Genomic DNA, 20,283 nt, shown 5'->3' with positions numbered 1-20,283 from the left:
CGGTCGCCCACTGGGCCATACGGCGGGCGGCGCAGCGGCGCACCGCCTTTTGGCCGAGAGCGCCGCGGAAAAGGGACGGCAACCTTGAAGATGCGCCAGGGTGGGCGACCGCTCGACCATGGATCCCGCCTGCGAACAGGAGGATCGACGTGCCAGCGGACACGCCAGACACCGACCGGGTCGACCCGGCACCACCCCAGGCGGACGCCGCCGAGAGCATGACGCTGGAGGCGTTCGCCGACACGATCATACCCGGGCAGAAGCGCTCCCCCGACGACCGCGCGATCGCCGGGGCCGCCGAGGGCGGCGGCGCCGTCGCGGCGGGCGCGCTGGAGTTGCTGCGCACCCCCGCGACCGGCATCACCGCGGGCCTGGGCCCGCTCGCCGCCGCGCTCAACGGCCACGCCACCGCGCACGCCGCGGCGCACGGCCTCGACCTCACCGCCGACCTCGACGCCGGGGTGCCCGCGTTCGTCGCGCTGCCCTTCGAGCACCGCACCGCGCTGGTCGCGGCGCTGACCACGCCGGGGCACCCGGAGAAGGACGGCTGGGTGCTGCTGGCCCTGTTCAGCAACATGGCCTACGACTCCGCGGCGCACCTGAGCACCGCCGACGCGCTCGCCGCCAACCACCCCGGGCTGCTGAGCATGGGGTTCGCCAAGCCCGACGGCGACGGGCTCTGGCGGTTCCCGCGCTACTCCTACGGTCGGGCGCTGGCCCGGCCGCACCCGTCCACCACAGCATCCGGGAGCCCACGATGACGAGCGCTCAAGGCACCGACGTCGTCGTCGTCGGCAGCGGGTTCGGCGGCGCGATCGCCGCCTACCACCTGGCCGCGGGCGGGGCGCGGGTGACCGTGCTCGAACGCGGCCCCTGGCTGCGCGGCACCGACTTCGACCACGACTACCTGCTCGGCAAGTCCTACACCCGGGTGTTCGACTTCGTCGCGGGCGACGGCATGAGCCTGCTCGGCGGCAACTGCGTCGGCGGCGGCAGCGTCGTCTACTTCGCCGCGCTGCCGCGCGCCCCCCGCTTCGCCTTCGAGCGCCACGGCAGCATCGGCAGGCGGATGTGGCCTGCCGCGATCACCCGCGACTCCCTCGACCCCTGGTACGACCGGGTCTCGCGGGTCATCCCGGTGCGCACCCAGGACTGGTCGGAGGTCACCTACTCCGGCGGGCTGTGGGCCGCGGCGTGCGACCACGCCGGGCGCACCGCCAACCCGGTCCCGGTCGGCATCGACGCGGCCAAGTGCACCAACTGCAACTGGATGATGGCGGGCTGCCGCTTCGACGCCAAGAAGTCGCTGCTGATGAACTACCTGCCCGGCGCCCTCGCGCACGGCGCCGAGATCCGGCCGCTGCACGAGGTCCAGAAGATCACCCGCACCGACGGCGGCGGGTACCGGGTGCACTACAGCGTGGTCGACGACGTCGACTACCGCGTGCACACCGACAGCGGGACCATCGACGCCAAGATCGTGGTGCTCGCCGCGGGCGCCGGGGCCACCCCGATCATCCTGCGCCGCTCCGAGCCCGACCTGGGCGCGCTGCCCAGCGCGGTCGGCAAGTACTTCTCCGGCAACGGCGAGCGCCTCAACACCGCGGTGATCAACGAGGACCGGGTGCGCGAGGTCCTCGGCCTCGACCGCGGCGACGGCATCGCCTACGAGGCCAACCAGATCGGCAAGGGACCGGTCGTGGCCAGCTGGGACCGCCTCGACGAGACCCTGCCGGAGTTCTCCCGCTTCTCCCTGGAGCAGTTGTACTTCCCGCCCGGCCTGGGCACGATCCTCGCCCAGGCGGCCACCGCGACCGGCCCGGCGTGGTTCGGCGTGGAGAAGAAGGCGATGCTGAGCCGCTGGCGGTCCTGGCTGACCATCTTCCAGATGACCGAGGACGACAACGAGGGCGTGTTCGGCCCGCCCCCGCCCACCGGCAACGCCTACCGCATCTCCCAGCAGATGCTCGGCAGGGGCCCGCTGCGCTACGACCCGACCCCCAACACGCTGCGCGGCTGGGCGGCCGCCGACGCCGAGGTGCGCGACATCCTCGAACGCGACGGCCTGGCGACCGTGCTGCCGTGGACCAACGACGTCGTCGGCGCCTACACCGTGCACCCGCTCTCCTCCTGCCGCATCGGCGACGACCCGGCCACCTCCGCCCTCGACGAGCGCCACGAGCTGCGCGGACACCCGGGCATCTTCGTCACCGACGGCTCCGCGGTGCCCGGCGCGCTCACCGTCAACCCCGCCCTCACCATCGCCGCGCTCGCCGAGCGCGCCATGCCCGGCATCATCGCGGCCGCCCGCGCCCGCGGCGTCGACGTCCGCTACGGCGCCCCGCTGCCCGACGACGCGGCGAGCGCCCCGGTCACGGCGCGCTGAGCGGTCCCCGCCGCCGAGCCCCCCACCGGTCCCCGCCGACCCGACCGCGCACGAGCGCGGCGCGGCCCCCGAGGTGACCGTTGTGGACAGTCCTGTTCGTAATTGATCATCCGGGTGCGCCGCGCGCGGCCGCCCGCGACCACAGTGGTGGACACCATGAGCGGTGGACTTGTGCGCAAGGCCCTGCGGAAATCCCTCAACCAGGTCCGGTACCTCACCCCGGTGCCACCCGCGCAGGCGCGCGGCCTGGTCGCCGAGGTCTACGCGGGACTCGAACGCGACTTCGGGATGCTCGCGCCCCCGATCGCCCTGCACTCGCCCGCGCCCGAGGTGCTGGCGGCCAGTTGGGCCATGCTGCGCGAGACGCTGGTGAGCGCGGGGGCGGTGGACCGGGCGGCCAAGGAGGCCGTCGCGATGGCGGTGTCGCAGGCCAACGCCTGCCCGTACTGCGTGGACGTGCACGTCTCCGCGCTCGGCGCGCACTCGCGGTTGGCGCGCACCGAGGCCGACCACGCGGTGCTGCTCGCGGCGGTCGACTGGGCGCGGGCGGGCACGGCGGAGGACACCGCGCGCGGGCACCCTGGCGCGGTGGGCCAGGGGTGGGCGGCGGAGATGATCGGGACCGCGGTGACCTTCCACTACCTCAACCGGATGGTGAACCTGTTCCTGCCGGAATCGCCGGTGCCCACCGGGTTGCCGTCCTCGGCGCGCGTGACCGCGTTGCGGCTGCTCGGGCTGTTCACCCTGGCCGACACGCGGGCCGGGCGCGAACCCGCCGAGCTGTTGGCGGACGCGGCGCTGCCGCGTGACCTGGCGTGGGCGCGGGGCAGCGCGGCCGTGGCGACCGCGTTCGCGCGGGCGGCCGCGGCCATCGAGGTGGGTGGGCTGCGGTCGGTGCCCGCGTCGGTGCGCGAGCTGGTGCGCGCACGACTGGACAGGTGGCACGGCGAGCCACCGGGGCCCAGCCGCGCCTGGGCCAGCGACGCGGTCGCCGCGGTGCCCGAACCGGACCGGGCGGCCGGGGAGTTCGCGCTGGTGGCGGCGTTGGCGTCCTACCAGGTCGACGACGCGCTCGTCGAGCGGGTGCGCGACACCGGGGCCGACGACCGGGCGCTGGTCGAGGTGGCGGCGTGGGCGAGCCTGAGCGCGGCGCGCCGGGCCGGGCAGTGGCTCGCCGAGGGCACGCACGGAGAAGACCGGGGGACCGTGCTGCGCCATCCTTGACAGGAGTTGTTCGCGGCCAAGGCGCACCCGGCCCGCGAACCTCCCTTGTGGACATCCGACCGCTCCCGAGAGGACAGTCACATGACCGGACCGCCGTCTGTGTTCGCCGCGCTGGAGCAGGAGGCCGAGCAGGTCGACCGGCTGCTCGACGGGTTGGACGCGCCCAGGTGGGCGCTGCCGACCCCGGCGCCGGGCTGGACGATCGCCCACCAGGTCGCCCACCTCACCGCGACCTTCCGGATGGCGGGCCTGGCCGCCGCCGACCCGCAGGCCTTCACCGCGCTGACCTCGCGGTTGAGCCCCGACTTCGACGCCAACGTCGAGCACGCGATGCGGCCGTTCCTGGCCGACCCGCCGGAGGTGCTGCTGCACCGCTGGCGCGAGGAGCGCAAGAGCGCCGTCGTCGCGCTCGCCGCGGTGCCCGCCGAGCAGGTCGTGCCGTGGCTGGTGCGGCCGCTGCCGCCGGGGGTGCTGGCCGCCGCCGGGATGATGGAGCTGTTCGGGCACGGCCAGGACATCGCCGACGCGCTCGGCGCGCGCCGCGAACCCGGCGACCGGCTCGGGCACCTGGTTGGGTTCGCCGTGCGCACCTGGGACTTCGGCTACCTCGCCCGGGGCGCCACCGCGCCGGACGAGCCGTTCCGCTTCGAGATCACCGGCCCGTCCGGGGTCCGCTGGGACTTCGGCCCCGAGGACGCGACCGAGCGGATCACCGGCCCGGCGGAGGACTTCTGCCTGCTGGTCACCCGCCGACGCCACCACAGCGACCTGGCCGTGCGCGCCGAGGGCGCGGCGGCCGAGCACTGGTTGGAGATCGCGCAGGCCTACCGCGGGCCCGCGGGCCAGGGGCGCGCGCCCGGCCAGTTCACCCCGGCCCGCGCCTGAACCACCGCCGCCATTCCCGACGACAGCACAACCGCACGGCACGACCGCAAGGCAGCACAACCGCACCGCACGACTGCATAACCGCACAGCAGCACAACCGCACAGCCGCACGACTGAACAACGCACGACAGTGTCGACCGCACGGCAGCCCCGCCACCAGCCCGCTCACGGCCAGGACCCGGTGAGCGCCCACCGGTGGCGGGGCTCGGTCGTGTTCGGCCACCGGCCGCGGCTGTCCGCGAATACCGCGCGCGCGGACTCGCCGGTGCGAACCCGCTCGGCAATGCGGGAGATGCCCGCCGGTGATCGGGCCGCGCATCATGGGTACGCGCGTCCGCCTCCGGGCGCGCGTACCCATTCGCGCACCCCGGTGGGAGAAATACATGCCGACCACCCTCGGTTCTCTTCGTCGACTTCTGCTCACCCCCTCGCTCGCCGAGGTGACGTTCACCGAACGCGGATTCCCGACGACCCCCTCGCCCGCCACGAGGCGGCTCGAGGCCATTCCGCAGGCGGTCATCTGCGGTTTCGAATGGGGAATCGACACCCGTTCGCAGTGGGAGTTGGAACGCAGGCTCGACCTGGTCGAACCGGAGCAGCTCGGGTTCGCCTACGAGGGCGCCACGATGGCGTTCACCGTCCTGGACGCGATGCGCGGCGGGCGCGGGACGCGGACCAGGGACCTGCTGCAGGGCCCGGGGCGCGCGCACGTGCCGCTGGCCTACATCGGGATCGGGTTCGCCATGGCCAGGTTGCCCCGGCGGCTGTGGCGGCGGGTGCTGCCCGAGCTGACCGGGTCGCCGTTCCACCCGACGATGAGCTGGCTGGCCGTGGACGGCTACGGCTTCGACCGGGCCTACTTCGACACCGAGCGCTGGGTGGACGGGCAGCACGTGCCCAAGCCCTACCCGTGGCTGGACTGCCCCGCGTACTTCCCGCGCGCCATCGACCAGGGCATCGGCCGGGCGCTGTGGTTCATCCACGGCGCCCGGCCCGCGGCCGTGGCCGCCGCGGTGGACCGGTTCGCGCCGGGGCGCCGCGCCGACCTGTGGAGCGGGGTGGGGCTGGCGGCGACGTTCGCGGGCGGTTGCCCGGCCGAGGAGCTCGCGACCCTGCCCGGCCTGGCGCGCGAGCACCGCGCCCAGCTGGCGCTGGGGATGGTGTTCGCGGTCAAGGCCCGCGACTACGCCGGTTTCGTGCCGCCGCACACCGGGGTCGCGGCCGCCGCGCTGGGCGCGACGACCGTGCCGCGGGCGGTGGCGCTCGCCGACGAGACGGCCGTGCACGAGGGCGGTTCGGACACCGAACCGCCCTACGAGCTGTGGCGCGGGCGGATCCTGGCGAGCTTCGATTCCCGAACCCCGCGCGTGGCCGCCTGAGCACGCGCCCCGCCGCGAGCAGCGCCGACCGGGTACCCGAGCGCCCGCGACCGCATTCGAAAAACGTAGTCGGGAATACGGAACGATAATCGGAGAATGGCCGCACAAGGCACGCCAGGAGTAGCCGCTCTATTAGTGGTTCGGTGAAGATTTGAGACGTTCACAGCCGGGCGCTAACGGAGGAGAACACCTTGGCGAATGTCTGGCGCGCGATGAGACGGCGCGTCCTCACCCCGAATGTCTCGGCCACGCTGCTCGACACGCGTGGATTCCACAAGAAGAGCCCGGCGGCGCAGCAGTTGCTCGAAACGGTCGGCAGAATGTTCCTCACCGGGTACGCCTACGCCGCCGAGGCGCGCACACCGGCCGAGGCGGAAACCCAATTGGAAACGCTGCCGACCCGATTCCGCGGCTTCGCCTACGAGGGCGCGGCGATGGCGTTCACGATGCGCGACCGGCTCCCGCTGGGCGGCAGCGGGCACCTCGCCGGGTTCCTGGCCGGGCGCGGCGGGGCGCACAACTACATGGCCTACGTCGGCGTCGGTTGGGCGATGGCCCGGCTGCCCCGCTTCCGCTGGCCGAGCGCCACCGGCGTCGACCCGCTGCTGCGGTGGCTGGTGCTCGACGGCTACGGCTTCCACCAGGCCTACTTCCACACCCGCCGCTACGTGCACGAGCAGTACCGCCAGGAGCGGTTCCCGTGGCCGGGCGATGACCCGGGCGACTACGCGAACCGGGCCATCGACCAGGGCATCGGGCGGGCCATGTGGTTCGTGGCCGGCACCGACGCCGCCCTGGTGGCCACGATGATCGAGAAGTTCCCCCGGTCGCGGCGCGCGGACCTGTACGCGGGCACCGGGTTGGCCGCCACCTACGCGGGCGGCGCGGACGAGGCGGAGCTGCGCGGGCTGTGGGAGCGCGCGGGCGAGCACCGCGCGCAGCTGGCCCAGGGTTCGGCGTTCGCCGCGGAGGCCCGGATCCGGGCTGACCTGCTCGTGCCGCACACGGGGTTGGCGACCCGGGTCTTCTGCTCGATGGACCCGCACGACGCCGCCAAGCTCACCCAGGACGTCCGGCCCGCGCGGCCGGTCGACGGGGACATCCCCGCCTACGAGAGCTGGCGGCAGCGCATCACCGGTGAGTTCGTGTCCCTTGGGAGGTGTTGATCGATGACCACGACGGTTGGTTGGTTGCGCAGGCAGCTGCCCGGCGTCCTCGCGGTGGTGCTGGTGGTGGCCGCGTTCACCGTCGCCCGGCTGCCGACGTCCTCGGCCGCGGAGCTGGACCGGTTGGCCAGTGGCTACCGGTTCGTCCCGATGTCGGTCGCGATCCCCAGCGGGTTCCCGCAGCAGGAGATCCGCAAGGTCAACCAGGAGTACAAGAACATCGACGCGTGGATCTCCTCGGTGGGGGCCGCGATCGCGCTCAACGACCTCGACGGCGACGGGTTGCCCAACGACCTGTGCCTCACCGACCCGCGCATCGACAAGGTCGTGGTGACCCCGGCGCCCGGTGCCAACACCGGCCGCTACACCGAGTTCGTGCTCGACCCGACCCCGCTGCCGATGAACCCGCACATCGCGCCGATGGGCTGCCTGCCGGGTGACTTCAACGAGGACGGCCGGATCGACCTGATGGTCTACTACTGGGGCCGCACCCCGATCCTGTTCCTCACCCGCGCCGACGCGACAGGGCTCGCCGCGGACACGTTCGTGCCGACCGAGCTGGTGCCCGGCGGCCTGCCGGGTACCGCCTACCGCGGTCCGCAGTGGAACACCAACGCGGTCGCCTACGCCGATTTCGACGGCGACGGCCACGACGACATCCTCATCACCAACTACTTCCCGCACAGCCCGGTCCTCAACGACAAGCTCGACGGCGGCGTGGAGATGAACCGGTCCATGTCCGCGGCCACCAACGGCGGCGAGGACTACTTCTTCCTCTGCGAGGGCGCCACCTCGGGCAGCGCGCCCACGGCGAAGTTCCGGATGGTCGAGGACGCACTGCCGGTGGAGGTCTCGCGGGGGTGGGAGCTGTCGGCGGCGGCCAACGACCTCGACGGCGACGGGCTGCCCGAGCTGTACCTGGGCAACGACTTCGGCCCGGACCGGATGCTCTACAACCAGTCCAGCCCCGGCAGGCTGCGGTTCTCGCTGATCGAGGACAGCCGCTCGCCGGTGGTGCCCAAGTCCAAGCAGGTCGGCCTCGACTCGTTCAAGGGCATGGGCGTGGACTTCGGCGACCTCAACGGCGACGGCATGTACGACATGTTCGTCAGCAACATCACCACCTCGTGGGGCATCGAGGAGAGCAACTTCCACTACCTGTCCGCCGCGGCCGACCGCGCCGACCTGCGCAACCGGTTCGCCGAGGGCCGCGCGCCCTTCGACGAGCGCAGCGGGGAGCTGGGCACGGCCTGGTCCGGTTGGGGCTGGGACGTCAAGATCGCCGACTTCAACAACAGCGGCGAGCTGGCGATCGCCCAGGCCAACGGGTTCGTCAAGGGCGAGGTCAACCGGTGGCCGCAGCTGCAGGAGCTCGCGACCGCCAACGACACCCTGCTCGACAGCCCGTACTGGTGGCCGAACGTGACCAAGGGCGACGACCTGGCGGGCAACCAGCGGCTGCACCTGTTCGCCAAGACCGCGACCGGCCGCTACGCCGACATCGCGGGCAAGCTCGGCCTGGACGTGCCGGTGCCCACCAGGGGCATCGCCACCGGTGACGTCGACGGGGACGGCAAGCTCGACCTCGCCGTCGCCAGGCAGTGGGACCAGCCGGTCTTCTACTGCAACATGACCGAGGACCCCGGCGCGTTCCTCGGGCTGGTGCTCACCCACGACACCGCGGCCGACACCGGCGCGTTCCCGGCCCCCGGCTCCCCGGTCATCGGCGCGCAGGTCACGGTCACCACCCCGGACGGGCGCAGCCACCTCGGCCGCGTCGACGGCGGCGGCGGGCACTCCGGCAAGCGCAGCCAGGAGGTCCACATCGGACTCGGCAAGGACGTCAGCGGACCGCTGCAGGTGCACCTGCAGTGGCGCGACCGCTCCGGCGAACTCAGGGAACAGGACCTGCGACTGGAGCCGGGCAGGCACGAGCTGCGGCTCGGCGCCCAGGCGAAGGAGAAGTGACCATGGCCGACACCCCGGTCCCCGCGCCGACCTCGGCGCAGACCCCACCCAGGCACGACCCCAAGGTCACCATCGCGCTGCGCAACTTCGCGATGTCGATCACGGTGTTCAACATCGTCGGCTACACCCTGCTCGGCTTCGAGCAGCCGTGGCTGTGGCCGATCGTGGCGGTGCTCACCGGCTACGCCGTCGAGCTCGGCCTGGAGTGGGTCTCGGCCCGCTCCGAGCGCAGGACCCCGCGCTACGCGGGCGGCGGCGCCAAGGGGCTGCGCGAGTTCCTCTACCCCGCGCACATCACCAGCCTCGCGATGAACATGCTGACCTACGTCAACGACCGGATCTGGGTGCTGATCTTCGGCGTGATCGTCGCGGTCGGCGCCAAGTGGGTGCTGCGCGCCCCGGTGCGCGGCAGGTTGCGCCACTACATGAACCCGTCCAACTTCGGCATCACGGTCATCCTGTTGCTGTTCCCGTGGGCCAGCATCGCCCCGCCCTACCACTTCACCGAGCACATCAGCGGCTGGGTGGACTGGCTGATCCCGGCGATCATCGTGCTCGGCGGCACCATGATCAACGGCAAGCTGACCGGCCGGATGCCGCTGATCATGGGCTGGGTCGGGGTGTTCGCGCTGCAGGCGATCCTGCGCGGGTGGCTGTTCGGCACCTCGATCTCCGCCGCGCTGGGCATGATGACCGGGGTCGCGTTCATCCTGTTCACCAACTACATGATCACCGACCCCGGCACCTCGCCGTCGAAACCGGCGGCCCAGTTCGCCTTCGGCGGCGGCGTCGCGCTGGTCTACGGCGTGCTGATGGTGGCGCACATCCCGTACGGGATCTTCCTGGCCACCGCGATCGTCTGCCTCATCCGCGGCATGTTCCTGTGGGGGCTGCACTTCAGCGCCAAGGCCAAGGAGCGGTTCGAGGCCCAGCAGCGCACCGCGGCCTTGCTCAACAGCAGCAACGGCAACGGCAACGGCGGCGGTGGGGACGGCGACAACAACAACACCCCGGTGTCGCGGGTGCTCGAGCAGGCGGGCGAGAAGAAGGCCGTCCGGACATGACCGACGACGGCTGCGCCCCCCGGACACCGCCGGGTCCCCCGCGCCGGGCGACCCTCGGGCTGCTGCGCAAGCTCACCGGTGACCGGCTCGGGCTGATGTCGGCCGCGGCGAGCACCTACGGCGACGCGGTGCGGATGGCGATCGGCCCGAAGAAGCTGTACTTCTTCAACCACCCCGACCACGCCAAGCACGTCCTGGCCGACAACAGCGCCAACTACCACAAGGGGATCGGCTACATCCAGGCGCGCCGCGCGCTGGGCGACGGCCTGCTCACCAGCGAGGGCGAGCTGTGGCGCAAGCAGCGGCGCACCATCCAGCCGGTGTTCCAGCACAAGCGGATCGCCGCGCAGGCCGGGGTCGTCGCCGAGGAGGTGGCCAAGCTCGTCGGCCGCGTCCGGGCGCACGAGGGCGGCGACCCGGTGGACGTGCTGCACGAGCTGACCGGGTTCACCCTCGGCGTGCTCGGCCGCACCCTGCTCGACGCCGACCTGGGCGCGTTCGACTCCATCGGCCACTCGTTCGAGGCCGTGCAGGACCAGGCCATGTTCGAGATGGAGACCATGAGCATGGTGCCGACCTGGTTGCCGCTGGCCAACCAGGTGCGGTTCCGCCGGGCCAAGCGCGACCTGGCCGGGATCGTCGACCGGCTGGTCGCCGGGCGACTGGCCGACCCGCGCCCCGACGGCGACGACGTGCTGACCCGGTTGATCGACTCGACCAGCCGGGAGGCCGACCCCGGTGTCGCCGCGCAGCGGATGCGCGACGAGCTGGTGACGCTGCTGCTCGCCGGGCACGAGACGACGGCCAGCACGCTGGGCTGGGCGCTGCGGCTGCTCGACGACGCCCCCGAGGTGCGGCTGCGGCTGCACGAGGAGGCGGTGCGGGTGCTCGGCGACCGGGCCCCGGTCTACGAGGACCTGCACGAGCTCAAGTACACGAACATGGTTCTGCAGGAGGTGATGCGGCTCTACCCGCCGGTGTGGATCCTGCCCCGGCAGGCCCAGGCCGACGACGAGGTCGGCGGTTACCACGTGCCCGCGGGCTCGGACGTGCTGATCTGCCCCTACACGCTGCACCGGCACCCGGGGTTCTGGGACGAGCCCGCCCGGTTCGACCCGGAGCGCTTCGCCGACGACCAGCTCGGCGGCAGGCCGAGGTACGCCTACATCCCGTTCGGCGCCGGGCCCCGGTTCTGCGTCGGCAGCCACCTCGGCATGCTGGAGGCGACGTTCGTGCTCGCGATGTTCGCCCGCGAACTGCGGCTGGAGATCGTCCCCGGGTACGAGGTGGTGGCCGAGCCGATGTTGTCGCTGCGGATCCGCGGCGGGCTGCCGGTGCGCGTGCACTCGGCCTGACACAGCCGCCGCACCCATCCGTGGTGCGCCCCGATCCCCCCGGGGCGCACCACGGATCTTCTCGATTGCGCACCTTGAGCCGCTTTCCCCTACCCGGGCCGGGTGGACTGCTATAACGACGGCCACCTGGGGCAGCGGGGAAGGGGGTCGCGTGGTCGTCAGCGAGCAGCAGTGGACGTCGGTTCGGCGGTCGTTGCGGGAGGCCGGGGAGCGCTTCGGCGAGTTGGTGCGCGCCGCGCCGGACCCGGCGGTGATGGCCACACCGGACTGGACCGTGGCCGACACCGCGGCGCACGTGGCGATGGTGGCGTGGCTCTACACCACGCTGCTCGACACCGGCGGGCAACCGCTGCCGGTGCCCGACCTCGAGGCGCGGTTGGGCGCGATCACCGTCGACACGGTCGGCGAGTTCAACGAGGTCGCGCTGGCCACCGTCGGCGAACGCGACCCGGTGGTGCTCACCGACCTGTTGAGCACCGGCGTCGCGGAGATCCTTCGGGTCACCGCGGACCGCGACCCGGACGAGCCGCTGGAGTGGCTCGGCGGCGCGTGCCTGCCGCTGGCCGGGGCCCTGGCGCACCTGCTCAACGAGGTCGTCGTGCACGGCCACGACATCGCCAAGGCGATCGGCGTGCCGTGGGCGGTGCGCGCCGAGGACGCCGCGCTGTTCTTCGAGCTGTTCTTCCTCGGCATGGTCGGCAACGGCGTCGGCGGGCTGCTCGACATCGACAAACCCGTGCTGGAGCGGCGGATCGTCATCGAGTTCCGCTCCGCGCACACCGCGCCCGCGCTGGTGCTGCTGCACCGCGGGCAGGTCTCGCTCGCCCCGCCCGGCACCACCGCGGTCGACGTCCGGGTGCGCTTCGAGCCCGCCACCATGGTGCTGGTGCTGTTCCACCGGGTCAGCCGGGTGCGGGCCGCGCTCACCGGGAAGCTGTCGGTGCGCGGCCGCAGGCCGTGGCTGCTGTTCCCGTTCCTGCGCGCGGTGCGGCTGCCCGACCGCCACGTCGCCGACGGGGCCTGAACCCGCGCGCACACGGCACGGCCGAAGATGCGTCGGGAATCGACCGAATGGGACCGTGCACGAGTGGAAAAGCCCTTTCGCGGCGAGCGGGAACCGGGATGAGCCCGCGCCGTTCCGATCCGAACATTCGGGCGGCGCTGGTCGAGATCACCGCCCGGCTGCTCGCCGAGAACGGGCCGCAGGCGTTGTCGGCGCGGCGCATCGCGGCCGAGGCCGGAACGTCCACAATGGCCGTCTACACGCATTTCGGTGGAATGCGCGGGCTGATCCGGGAAATCGTGCACGAGGGGTTCTCCCGGCTGCAGGAGCACCTGCGGCGGATCGCGGCCACCGACGACCCGGTGGTGGACATGGCCGCGCTGGGCAGGGCCTACCGGCACAACGCGCTGGCCAACCCGCACCTGTACGCGATCATGTTCGGCGCCGCATCGCACGCCGGGTTCTCGCTCTCGCGCCAGGACCGCCAGCACGGCCGCTACACCCTGGCGCACGTGGTCGCCTGCGCCCAGCGGTGCATCTCGGCTGGCCGCTTCCGGGCCGAGGACGCCGAACTGGTCGCGCACCAGATGTGGATCGCCACCCACGGCCTGGTCACCCTGGAGCTCGGCGGCTACCTCATCGAGCCCTGCGACGCCGACCGGTGCTTCGAGGCGCAACTGGTGGCGCTGATGGTCAGCGCGGGCGACGGGGTGGACACCGCGGTGGCCGCGGTGGCCCGCTCGGCGGGGGTGTTCCCGACCCCGCCACCGCCCGACCGGGCGGCCCTGCCGTAGCGCGCCACCGCCCGCCCGAGCGCGGGCACCACCGCCGGTCGGCGGTGCCCGGCGCCGCGGGCAAAGGATCGTGCGAGTTCACGATCCCTTTTCCTACAAAGGACGTTGTAAATAGGAGACGAGCCGCGATCGCGGTTATCCGGACCGTCCTCGCCGTTGTCCACCCGTGCCCGGAAAGGCAGAAAAGAAGAAGGTTCACCGGAATTCTGGGGTTACGCTCGCTGACATGGCACCGAAACGCTCCTATGCCGACGGCTGCGCCACCGCGCACGCCCTCGACCTCATCGGTGAGCGGTGGGCGCTGCTGGTGGTGCGCGAACTGCTGCTCGGCCCCAAGCGGTTCACCGACCTGCGGGCGGGCCTGCCCGGCATCGGGCCCAACGTGCTGGCCCAACGCCTGCGCGAACTCAACAACGCGGGCGTGCTGCACCGGCGCGAACTGTCCTGGCCGACGGGCGTGCACATCTACGAGCTCACCGACTGGGGCCACGGGCTCGACGGGGTGATCTTCGCGCTCGGCCGGTGGGGGCTGCGCTCGCCCACGCTGCCGCCGGACGCGCCGGTGAGCGCCGACGGGCACGTGCTGTCGCTGCGGCTGCTGTTCGACCGCAGCGCGGCCGCGGGCCTGGTCCTCACCCTGGGCCTGCACCTGGGCCAGGACCGGTTCCGGCTCGAGGTCGTCGACGGCACCCTGGCCCTGGCCAGGGGCGACACCGAGAACCCGGACGCGGCCATCCACACCACCGTGCCCACCTTCGACGCGCTGCTGCGCGACGGCGGCCACTTCGCCGAGGCGCTGCGGCTGGGCTCGCTCACGGTGCGCGGCGACCTGCGGACCGCGGCGCTGTTCCCGATCCTGTTCTCCGGCAGGGACACCCGCCCCACCGGCCCGCCCCCAACCCCGGCGTCCTTCCCGCCCGAGGCCGTGTTGCCCGCACCGCGCCGTGGGAGCTGACTCAGGCGCCCGCGCGCAGCGCGGCCCGGTCGACCTTGCCCGAAGCGGTCTGCGGCAACGACGCCACGAACCGCACCTCGTGCGGGCGCTTGTGCGGGGCGAGCCGGGCCCGGATGAACTCGCCCAGGTCGGTGACCTCCACCGGTCTGCGCAGCACCACGAACGCCAGCGCGGTGACCAACCCGTCGACCCGGTGCCCGACCACCGCGCAGCCGCTGACCGCGGGGTGCTCGGCGATGGAGTTCTCGATCTCGGTCGGCGCCACCCACACCCCGCGCACCTTGAGCATGTCGTCGTCGCGGCCCAGGTAGTAGAAGTAGCCGTCGGCGTCGCGGCGCACCAGGTCACCGGAGCGCACGGTGTGCGCGTCGGTGAACACCGACGCGGACTCCTCCGGGTGCCGCCAGTAGCCCAGCGCCGCGGTCTCCCCGACGACCTCCAGGCGGCCCGGTCTGCCGTCGGGCACCGCCTCACCCGCCTCGTCGACCACCCGCACCCGGTACCCGGGCACGACCTGCCCGAGGCTGCCGATGCGCACCCGCCCCGGCCGGTTGGCCAGGAACCCGTGGTAGACCTCCGCAGACCCGAACAGGTCGACCACCTCCACGCCGAAGGTGTCCAGCCACCGCCGGTGCAACTCCGGCGGCAGCGCCTCCCCCGCCGAGGTGCACATCCGCAGGCAGCTCAGGTCCCGTTGCGCGGCGCCGGGGTGGGTGAGCATCGCGCGCATCATCGTCGGCACGTTGACCAGGATCGTCGGCTGGTAGCGCTCGATCAGCTCGAAGATCCGCTCGGGCGTGGTGCGCTCGCCGAACAGGATGCTCGCCGCGCCCACCCCGAACGGGAACAGCGCGACCATGTCCCTGGCGTAGCCGAAGAACAGCTTCGGCACCGCCAGCACCACGTCGTCGGGCCGCAGGTCCAGCACGCCGCGGCCGAACCACTCGAAGCTCAGCGACGGCGCGCGGGCGGGCACCATGCACGCCTTGGGCCTGCCGGTGCTGCCGGTGGTCAGCTTCCACATCACCTGCTCGTCCTCGGCCATCGGCACCGGCGGCAGCGTTGTGGGCTGCCCGGCGAGCAGGGTGTCGAAGTGGCGCTCGCCGTCCTCCAGCTCGCTGGGGTGCACGCCGGTGACCAGCAGCCCGGACACCTTGGCCGCGCGCAGCGCGTCGAGGGTGGCCGCGTCGCCGACGACGATCTTGGGGTCGATGTAGTCGGCGTGGTAGCGGTAGTCGGCGGGCTTGAGGTGGCTGTAGAGCTCGACGACGATCGCGCCGATCTTCTGCGCGCCGTACCAGAGCGCCACGTACTCGACGCTGTCGCGCAGCGCGATCAGCACCCGGTCGCCCTTGCCGACCCCGAGTGCGCGCAGCGCGTGGCCCGCGCGTGAGGCCAGCGCGGCGAGCTCGCCGTAGCTGGTGGTGCCCGCGGTGGTGACCAGCGCGGTCCGGTGCGCCGGTGCGGCGTCGAGGAAGCGGGCCGCCACGTTGAAGTCCCCACCCCGCTGCACCGGGGGCCGCGGATCGACCCCGGCGCCGGTGTCCTGCCCGTCGTGCATGGCCTGTTCCCTCCCGCTCACCGGTCCCGCTCCACCAGTGTGCCCCCCAACGCGTCGTAGCTGACGTCGGCGACGAACTTGTGCTGCCCGGCCACCAGCAGGTCGCGGGTGATCCGCTGCAGCGGGTCGTCGAGCCGCACCGCGGGCGCGCCCGCGTACCGGTAGGCGGTGGTGGCGGCGTGCACCGCGGTGTCGGTGGCGTGGGTCTGCGCGGCGATGAGCTCCTGGATGAACTGCCGGTCCAGCCTGCTGCCGAAGTCCAGCCGCTCGCCCAGCTCGGTGAGCAGCCGCGCGGCGTGGTCGCGGGCGGCGCTCAGCGCGGTGAACACCTGGCCCAGGTCGCGCTGGAAGGCGCCGCGCCCGGCCAGGTCGGGTTTGGCGGCGGCGCGGCGGATGATCTCGTCGAGCGCGCGCTGACCGGCGCCGAGGGCGACGCCGCAGTGCGCGGCGGCCACCTGGACCACGATCGGGACGCCGAAGCGGGGCCCGCCGCGCAGCGGGACCGGTTTGGCGGTGTTGAAGAAGTGGCCGTCGGGGACGAACAGGTCGTTCACCGCGAAGTCGACGCTGTTGGACCCGGCGATGCCCAGCGCGTGCCAGTTGTCCAGCACCCGCACCCGGTCCTTGGGCACGATGAACGCCCAGGTGCCCGCGTCCGGGTCGGGCAGGGTGAACCCGCCGAGGACCCAGGTGGCGTGGCTCATGCCGCTGCCGAAGGTGTAGCTGCCGCTCACCCGGACCCCGCCGGGCACCGCGCTCGCCCGGCCCTTGGGCGGTGCCTGCCCGGCGACCACCGCGGGGACCCCGGAGCCGAACACCTCGGCGACCGCGTCGTCGGACAGGTAGGCCGCGGCCCACGAGGTGTAGACGCTTCCGGTGGTGACCACCCACGCCGCGCTGGTGTTGATCCGCGCCAGCGCCTCGTAGACCTGCAGCTCGGCGAGCGGGTCGGCCGCCCAGCCGCCGACTTCTTTGGGGGTGGCCACGGCGAACAGGCCCGCCGCGGTCAGCGCCGACACCGCCCGCTCCGGCAGCCTGCGCAGCCGCTCGGCCTCGAGCTCGGTCTCGGTGAGGACCGCGCGCACGGCCTCGACGGCCGCGGCGTGCTCCTCCTGCGCGCGGTAGGGCCGCCACCGTGTGGCCGCCGTGGGTGACCCCATGTCCACTCCCCCTCGTGTCGCTGGCTGTCCTCTATGTCCGTCCGATGTGGATAGATGGGTGCGGTTGTCGCGGTCAGCCGACGCTGAGCATCCCGCCGTCGACGGTGACCGTGGAGCCGGTGACGTACCCGGCGTCCTCGGACACCAGGAACCGCACCGCGGCCGCGACGTCGTCGGGTTCGGCCAGCCGCCGCGCCGGGACGCGCCTGGCCAGCCGCTCGCGCACCGCGGTCACGTCGGCGGCCGCGGCGCGGTCGGCGACGATCCTGGCCAGCATCCGCGAGCGCACCGGCCCGGCGACGACCTCGTTGGCCGTCACCCCCGAGCCCGGGTAGTCGGCGACCACGCTGCGGCACAACCCGTGCGTGGCGGCCTTGGCGATGTTGTAGGAGCTGTTGAGCGGCCCGGCGACGGTGCCGAACACCGAGTTGAGGTACACGATCCGGCCCCAGCCCGCCGCCAACATCGCGGGCAGGCAGCGCTGGGTCAACCGGAACGCGCTCTCCAGGTTGACGCTGAGGGTGTGCCGCAGCACCGACAGCGCGGTCTCGTGCACCGTGGCCGCCGCCGGGTTCACCCCCGCGCAGCAGACCAGGACGTCGACCTCCACCCCCGGCGGCAGCAGATCGTCGTCGGACAGCGCGGCCAGGTCGCTGTAGTCGGCGCGCACCGGGGTCGCCCCGTGCCGGGCCGCGAGGTCGGCGGCGTGGCGCTCGTCGGAGCCGTACTGGAACCAGACCCGGTGGCCCGCGGCGGCGAGGTCGGCGACGACGGCGGCGCCCAGGTCGCCCGACCCGCCCGAGACGAACACCCGACGCGTGGTCGCCATGGTGGCTCCGTTCCCGTTGCGTGTGCTCACAGCGCGCGCAGCGCTTGGCGGTCGACCTTGCCCGACGGGGTCAGCGGCAGGGTCGCCACGAACCGGACGTCGCGGGGGTACTTGTGCGGGGCGAGGGCGGAGCGGACGAACTCCTGCAGCGCGGTCGCGGTCGCGGCGTCCTCGGCGACGGCGGTGTCGGCGACGACGAACGCGCGGGTCTTGGTCAGCCCGTCGACCTCGTAGCCGACCACGGCGCACTCGCGCACGGCCGGGTGGCGCAGCAGGCACCGCTCGATCTCGGCGGGCGCCACCCACATCCCGCCGACCTTGAGCAGGTCGTCGGCGCGCCCCTGGTAGGTGAAGTAGCCGTCGGGGGACCGGACCACCAGGTCGCTGGAGCGCACGGTGTGCGGGCGGGGGAAGGTCTCGGCGGACTTCTCCGGCGCCTGCCAGTACTGCAGCGCGACCGTCTCCCCGGTGATCTCCAGCTGCCCGACCTCGCCGTCGGGCACCGGGGTGCCGTCGCGGTCGACCACCCGTAATCGGTACCCGGGCACCGCCTCGCCGAGGCTGCCCGGGCGCACCCGGCCCGGCCGGTTGCAGATGTAGCCGTGGAACGCCTCCGAGGAGCCGATGCCGTCGAGCACCTCCACCCCGAACAGGTCCATCCACTCGGCGCGCAGCGCCGCGGGCAGCACCTCGCCGCCGGAGACGCACACCCGCAGCGACCCGAGGTCCTGCGCGGCGGCATCCGGGTGCCGCACCATGGCGCTGATCATCGTCGGCACGTTCACCAGGATCGTCGGGCGGTGCAGCCGGATCAGCTCGAAGATCAACTCCGGGGTCGCGCGCGCCGGGGAGACGATCCCGGTGGCGCCCGCGCCGAAGGGGAACAGCACGGTCATGTTGTTGGCGTAGCCGAAGAACAGCTTCGGCACCGACAGCACCACGTCGTCGGGGCGCAGCCCGAGCGAGCCGAAGGCGTACCAGTCGGTGCTGAGCAGGGCGCTGCGCGCGGGCAACACGCACGCCTTCGGCGCACCGGTGCTCCCGGTGGTGAACCGCCACATCGCCGGGTCGGCGCTGCGCGTGGGCGCGGCGGTCAGGGTGTCGGGCCGCGCGGCGACCAGGGTGTCGAAGTGGGACTCCCCGTCGAGCAGGTCCTCTTGCGGCACACCGACGACGAGCATCCGGGCCACCCCGGCCGCGCGCAGCCGGGGCAGCGTCGTGGCGTCGGCGACCACCACGGCGGGGGTGGCGTAGTCCACGAAGTACTTGTAGTCCTCGGCCCGCAGGAACGTGTAGACCTCGGCGGTGACCGCGCCGATCTTCTGCGCGCCGAACCAGGTCGCCACGAACTCCACCCCGTCGGCCAGGGCGAGCAGCACCCGGTCCCCCTGACCGACCCCCAGTTCGCGCAGCGCGCCGCCGACGCGGTTGACCAGGACCTTGAGCGCGCCGTAGCCGACCGGGCCGCTGTCGGTGATCAGCGCGGTGCGCTCATCGTCGTTGCGGTCCACGAAATGGGTGGCGATGTTGAACTCGTCCGGCACGTCTTCGTACTTCATCGGCATCCGGACATTCTCGTGTGGGCCCGGGGGGCCTGCTTCTCCAGGAATGCGCTCTTGGCCCGCTTTCCTCCGCATGCTGCCAGACTAGCCTTTGCGGGCGTGGCTCGTTATCGTCATCACCCGGAGGGGATCGTAGTGACTGTCGATTACACAACCGTGCTGACGTATTCCTCGTATCTCGCCCTCGATGAGATCCTGATGGCACAACGGCCGACAACCGACGAACACGACGAGTTGCTGTTCATCATCGTGCACCAGGTCCACGAACTGTGGTTCAAGGAGTTGCTGCACGAGTTCACCAAACTGCAACACGAACTCAACGGCGGGCACACCACGCACGCGTTGCACGCGCTGCACCGGATCCACACCATCGTCCGGGCGGTCGTCGCCCAGATCGATGTCATCGAGACCATGACCCCGCGCCAGTTCCTGACCTTCCGGGCCGGGCTGCGCTCGGGCAGCGGCTTCCAGTCCGCGCAGTTCCGCGAGGTGGAGGCGGCGCTGGGCGGTCGCGACGCCAGGGTGCTGGAGCGCTACCCGGTCGACGGCCCCGAGTACGGCAGGCTCGCCGCGGCGATGAACAGGCCGTGCATCTACGACTCATTCCTGTGCTACCTGCGCGCCCGCGGTTACGCCATTCCCCAGGAGCGGTTGGACCGGGACGTGACCCGGCAACTGGAGGAGTCCCCGGAAATACAGGAGGTGCTGGCCCTGGTATATCGCGATGACGGCGGCGCGGCGCAGGTGTGCGAACGCCTCGTCGACCTGGACCACGGTATTCAGGAATGGCGTTACCGGCACGTGAAGATGGTCGAACGCATGATAGGCGACAAACCGGGTACGGGTGGGTCCACCGGGGTGGCCTACTTGCGGGCGACGCTGTTCAAGCCGCTGTTCCCCGATCTGGCCGCCGTGCGGAGCACAATGTAGCCGACATTCGGCCCAACAAAGCCAACTGCGCAATCGGGGAGAAGCGGCCGCGGTGGTCGCCG

General features: G+C 72.5%; 17 protein-coding genes. 13 read left to right on the top strand and 4 right to left on the bottom strand.

What is annotated here, in order from left to right:
* Positions 1 to 218: 218 nt before the first annotated feature.
* The 12 genes from LV75_RS17285 (at position 219) to LV75_RS17230 (ending at position 14,179) form a co-directional block, all read left to right on the top strand.
* Positions 219 to 761: a DUF5987 family protein gene (locus tag LV75_RS17285; protein WP_253888139.1), complete on the top strand. Its 543-nt coding sequence runs from the start codon at positions 219 to 221 to the stop codon at positions 759 to 761.
* Positions 758 to 2,386: an FAD-dependent oxidoreductase gene (locus LV75_RS17280; protein ID WP_253887950.1), complete on the top strand. Its 1,629-nt coding sequence runs from the start codon at positions 758 to 760 to the stop codon at positions 2,384 to 2,386. The genes LV75_RS17285 and LV75_RS17280 overlap by 4 nt, the downstream gene beginning before the upstream one ends.
* Positions 2,387 to 2,542: 156 nt before the next feature.
* Complete coding sequence (locus tag LV75_RS17275; RefSeq protein ID WP_253887949.1) at positions 2,543 to 3,610, top strand: carboxymuconolactone decarboxylase family protein; 1,068 nt, start codon at positions 2,543 to 2,545, stop codon at positions 3,608 to 3,610.
* Between the two features lie 81 nt (positions 3,611 to 3,691).
* Positions 3,692 to 4,495, top strand: coding sequence for a TIGR03084 family metal-binding protein (locus LV75_RS17270; protein WP_253887948.1), 804 nt, complete (start codon positions 3,692 to 3,694; stop codon positions 4,493 to 4,495).
* A 383-nt stretch (positions 4,496 to 4,878) separates the two neighbouring features.
* Positions 4,879 to 5,874, top strand: a complete 996-nt coding sequence (locus LV75_RS17265; RefSeq protein ID WP_253887947.1) for a DUF1702 family protein — start codon at positions 4,879 to 4,881, stop codon at positions 5,872 to 5,874.
* Between the two features lie 191 nt (positions 5,875 to 6,065).
* Entirely contained in the window at positions 6,066 to 7,040 is a 975-nt protein-coding gene (locus tag LV75_RS17260; protein WP_253887946.1) for a DUF1702 family protein, read from the top strand.
* Between the two features lie 3 nt (positions 7,041 to 7,043).
* Complete coding sequence (locus tag LV75_RS17255; RefSeq protein WP_253887945.1) at positions 7,044 to 9,008, top strand: CRTAC1 family protein; 1,965 nt, start codon at positions 7,044 to 7,046, stop codon at positions 9,006 to 9,008.
* Positions 9,009 to 9,010: 2 nt separating this feature from the next.
* Positions 9,011 to 10,072 carry an enediyne biosynthesis protein gene (locus LV75_RS17250; RefSeq protein WP_253887944.1) on the top strand — a complete coding sequence of 354 codons (1,062 nt, stop codon included), beginning with the start codon at positions 9,011 to 9,013 and terminating at the stop codon, positions 10,070 to 10,072.
* Entirely contained in the window at positions 10,069 to 11,427 is a 1,359-nt protein-coding gene (locus LV75_RS17245) for a cytochrome P450 (RefSeq protein ID WP_253887943.1), read from the top strand. Before LV75_RS17250 ends, LV75_RS17245 begins: the two co-directional genes overlap by 4 nt.
* Positions 11,428 to 11,578: 151 nt before the next feature.
* A complete protein-coding gene (locus tag LV75_RS17240; RefSeq protein WP_253887942.1) occupies positions 11,579 to 12,451 on the top strand; it encodes a maleylpyruvate isomerase N-terminal domain-containing protein in 873 nt (290 codons plus the stop codon).
* Positions 12,452 to 12,549: 98 nt separating this feature from the next.
* Positions 12,550 to 13,224, top strand: a complete 675-nt coding sequence (locus LV75_RS17235; RefSeq protein ID WP_253887941.1) for a TetR/AcrR family transcriptional regulator — start codon at positions 12,550 to 12,552, stop codon at positions 13,222 to 13,224.
* 226 nt (positions 13,225 to 13,450) lie between these two features.
* Positions 13,451 to 14,179 (top strand): winged helix-turn-helix transcriptional regulator, encoded by a 729-nt coding sequence (locus LV75_RS17230; RefSeq protein WP_253887939.1) that lies wholly within the window; start codon positions 13,451 to 13,453, stop codon positions 14,177 to 14,179.
* A gap of 1 nt (position 14,180) precedes the next feature.
* On the opposite strand, the gene LV75_RS17225 is transcribed toward LV75_RS17230, so the two are convergent.
* From LV75_RS17225 to LV75_RS17210, 4 genes are all read right to left on the bottom strand, one after another.
* A complete protein-coding gene (locus LV75_RS17225; protein ID WP_253887937.1) occupies positions 14,181 to 15,761 on the bottom strand; it encodes a benzoate-CoA ligase family protein in 1,581 nt (526 codons plus the stop codon).
* Complete coding sequence (locus tag LV75_RS17220) at positions 15,758 to 16,900, bottom strand: acyl-CoA dehydrogenase family protein (protein ID WP_253887935.1); 1,143 nt, start codon at positions 16,898 to 16,900, stop codon at positions 15,758 to 15,760. The genes LV75_RS17225 and LV75_RS17220 overlap by 4 nt, the downstream gene beginning before the upstream one ends.
* Before the next feature lie 73 nt (positions 16,901 to 16,973).
* Positions 16,974 to 17,729, bottom strand: coding sequence for an SDR family NAD(P)-dependent oxidoreductase (locus LV75_RS17215; protein ID WP_253887934.1), 756 nt, complete (start codon positions 17,727 to 17,729; stop codon positions 16,974 to 16,976).
* A gap of 26 nt (positions 17,730 to 17,755) precedes the next feature.
* Entirely contained in the window at positions 17,756 to 19,294 is a 1,539-nt protein-coding gene (locus LV75_RS17210; protein WP_253887933.1) for a benzoate-CoA ligase family protein, read from the bottom strand.
* A 132-nt stretch (positions 19,295 to 19,426) separates the two neighbouring features.
* On the opposite strand from LV75_RS17210, the gene LV75_RS17205 reads away from it, so the two are divergent.
* A complete protein-coding gene (locus tag LV75_RS17205; protein WP_308211000.1) occupies positions 19,427 to 20,221 on the top strand; it encodes a tryptophan 2,3-dioxygenase in 795 nt (264 codons plus the stop codon).
* Positions 20,222 to 20,283: the final 62 nt, after the last annotated feature.

Origin of the sequence: Actinokineospora diospyrosa (genome assembly GCF_024171925.1) — a bacterium.
Taxonomy (GTDB): domain Bacteria; phylum Actinomycetota; class Actinomycetes; order Mycobacteriales; family Pseudonocardiaceae; genus Actinokineospora; species Actinokineospora diospyrosa.
Note: the sequence above shows the minus strand (reverse complement) of the source record. Positions and strands in the feature narration are given on the sequence as shown.

Excerpts from the sequence above, each read along its gene's own strand:
- LV75_RS17285 (WP_253888139.1), top strand. The coding sequence starts at position 219 with ATGACGCTGGAGGCGTTCGCCGACACGATCATACCCGGGCAGAAGCGC.
- LV75_RS17280 (WP_253887950.1), top strand. The coding sequence starts at position 758 with ATGACGAGCGCTCAAGGCACCGACGTCGTCGTCGTCGGCAGCGGGTTC.
- LV75_RS17275 (WP_253887949.1), top strand. The coding sequence starts at position 2,543 with ATGAGCGGTGGACTTGTGCGCAAGGCCCTGCGGAAATCCCTCAACCAG.
- LV75_RS17270 (WP_253887948.1), top strand. The coding sequence starts at position 3,692 with ATGACCGGACCGCCGTCTGTGTTCGCCGCGCTGGAGCAGGAGGCCGAG.
- LV75_RS17265 (WP_253887947.1), top strand. The coding sequence starts at position 4,879 with ATGCCGACCACCCTCGGTTCTCTTCGTCGACTTCTGCTCACCCCCTCG.
- LV75_RS17255 (WP_253887945.1), top strand. The coding sequence starts at position 7,044 with ATGACCACGACGGTTGGTTGGTTGCGCAGGCAGCTGCCCGGCGTCCTC.
- LV75_RS17250 (WP_253887944.1), top strand. The coding sequence starts at position 9,011 with ATGGCCGACACCCCGGTCCCCGCGCCGACCTCGGCGCAGACCCCACCC.
- LV75_RS17245 (WP_253887943.1), top strand. The coding sequence starts at position 10,069 with ATGACCGACGACGGCTGCGCCCCCCGGACACCGCCGGGTCCCCCGCGC.
- LV75_RS17235 (WP_253887941.1), top strand. The coding sequence starts at position 12,550 with ATGAGCCCGCGCCGTTCCGATCCGAACATTCGGGCGGCGCTGGTCGAG.
- LV75_RS17230 (WP_253887939.1), top strand. The coding sequence starts at position 13,451 with ATGGCACCGAAACGCTCCTATGCCGACGGCTGCGCCACCGCGCACGCC.
- LV75_RS17220 (WP_253887935.1), bottom strand. The coding sequence starts at position 16,900 with ATGGGGTCACCCACGGCGGCCACACGGTGGCGGCCCTACCGCGCGCAG.
- LV75_RS17215 (WP_253887934.1), bottom strand. The coding sequence starts at position 17,729 with ATGGCGACCACGCGTCGGGTGTTCGTCTCGGGCGGGTCGGGCGACCTG.
- LV75_RS17210 (WP_253887933.1), bottom strand. The coding sequence starts at position 19,294 with ATGCCGATGAAGTACGAAGACGTGCCGGACGAGTTCAACATCGCCACC.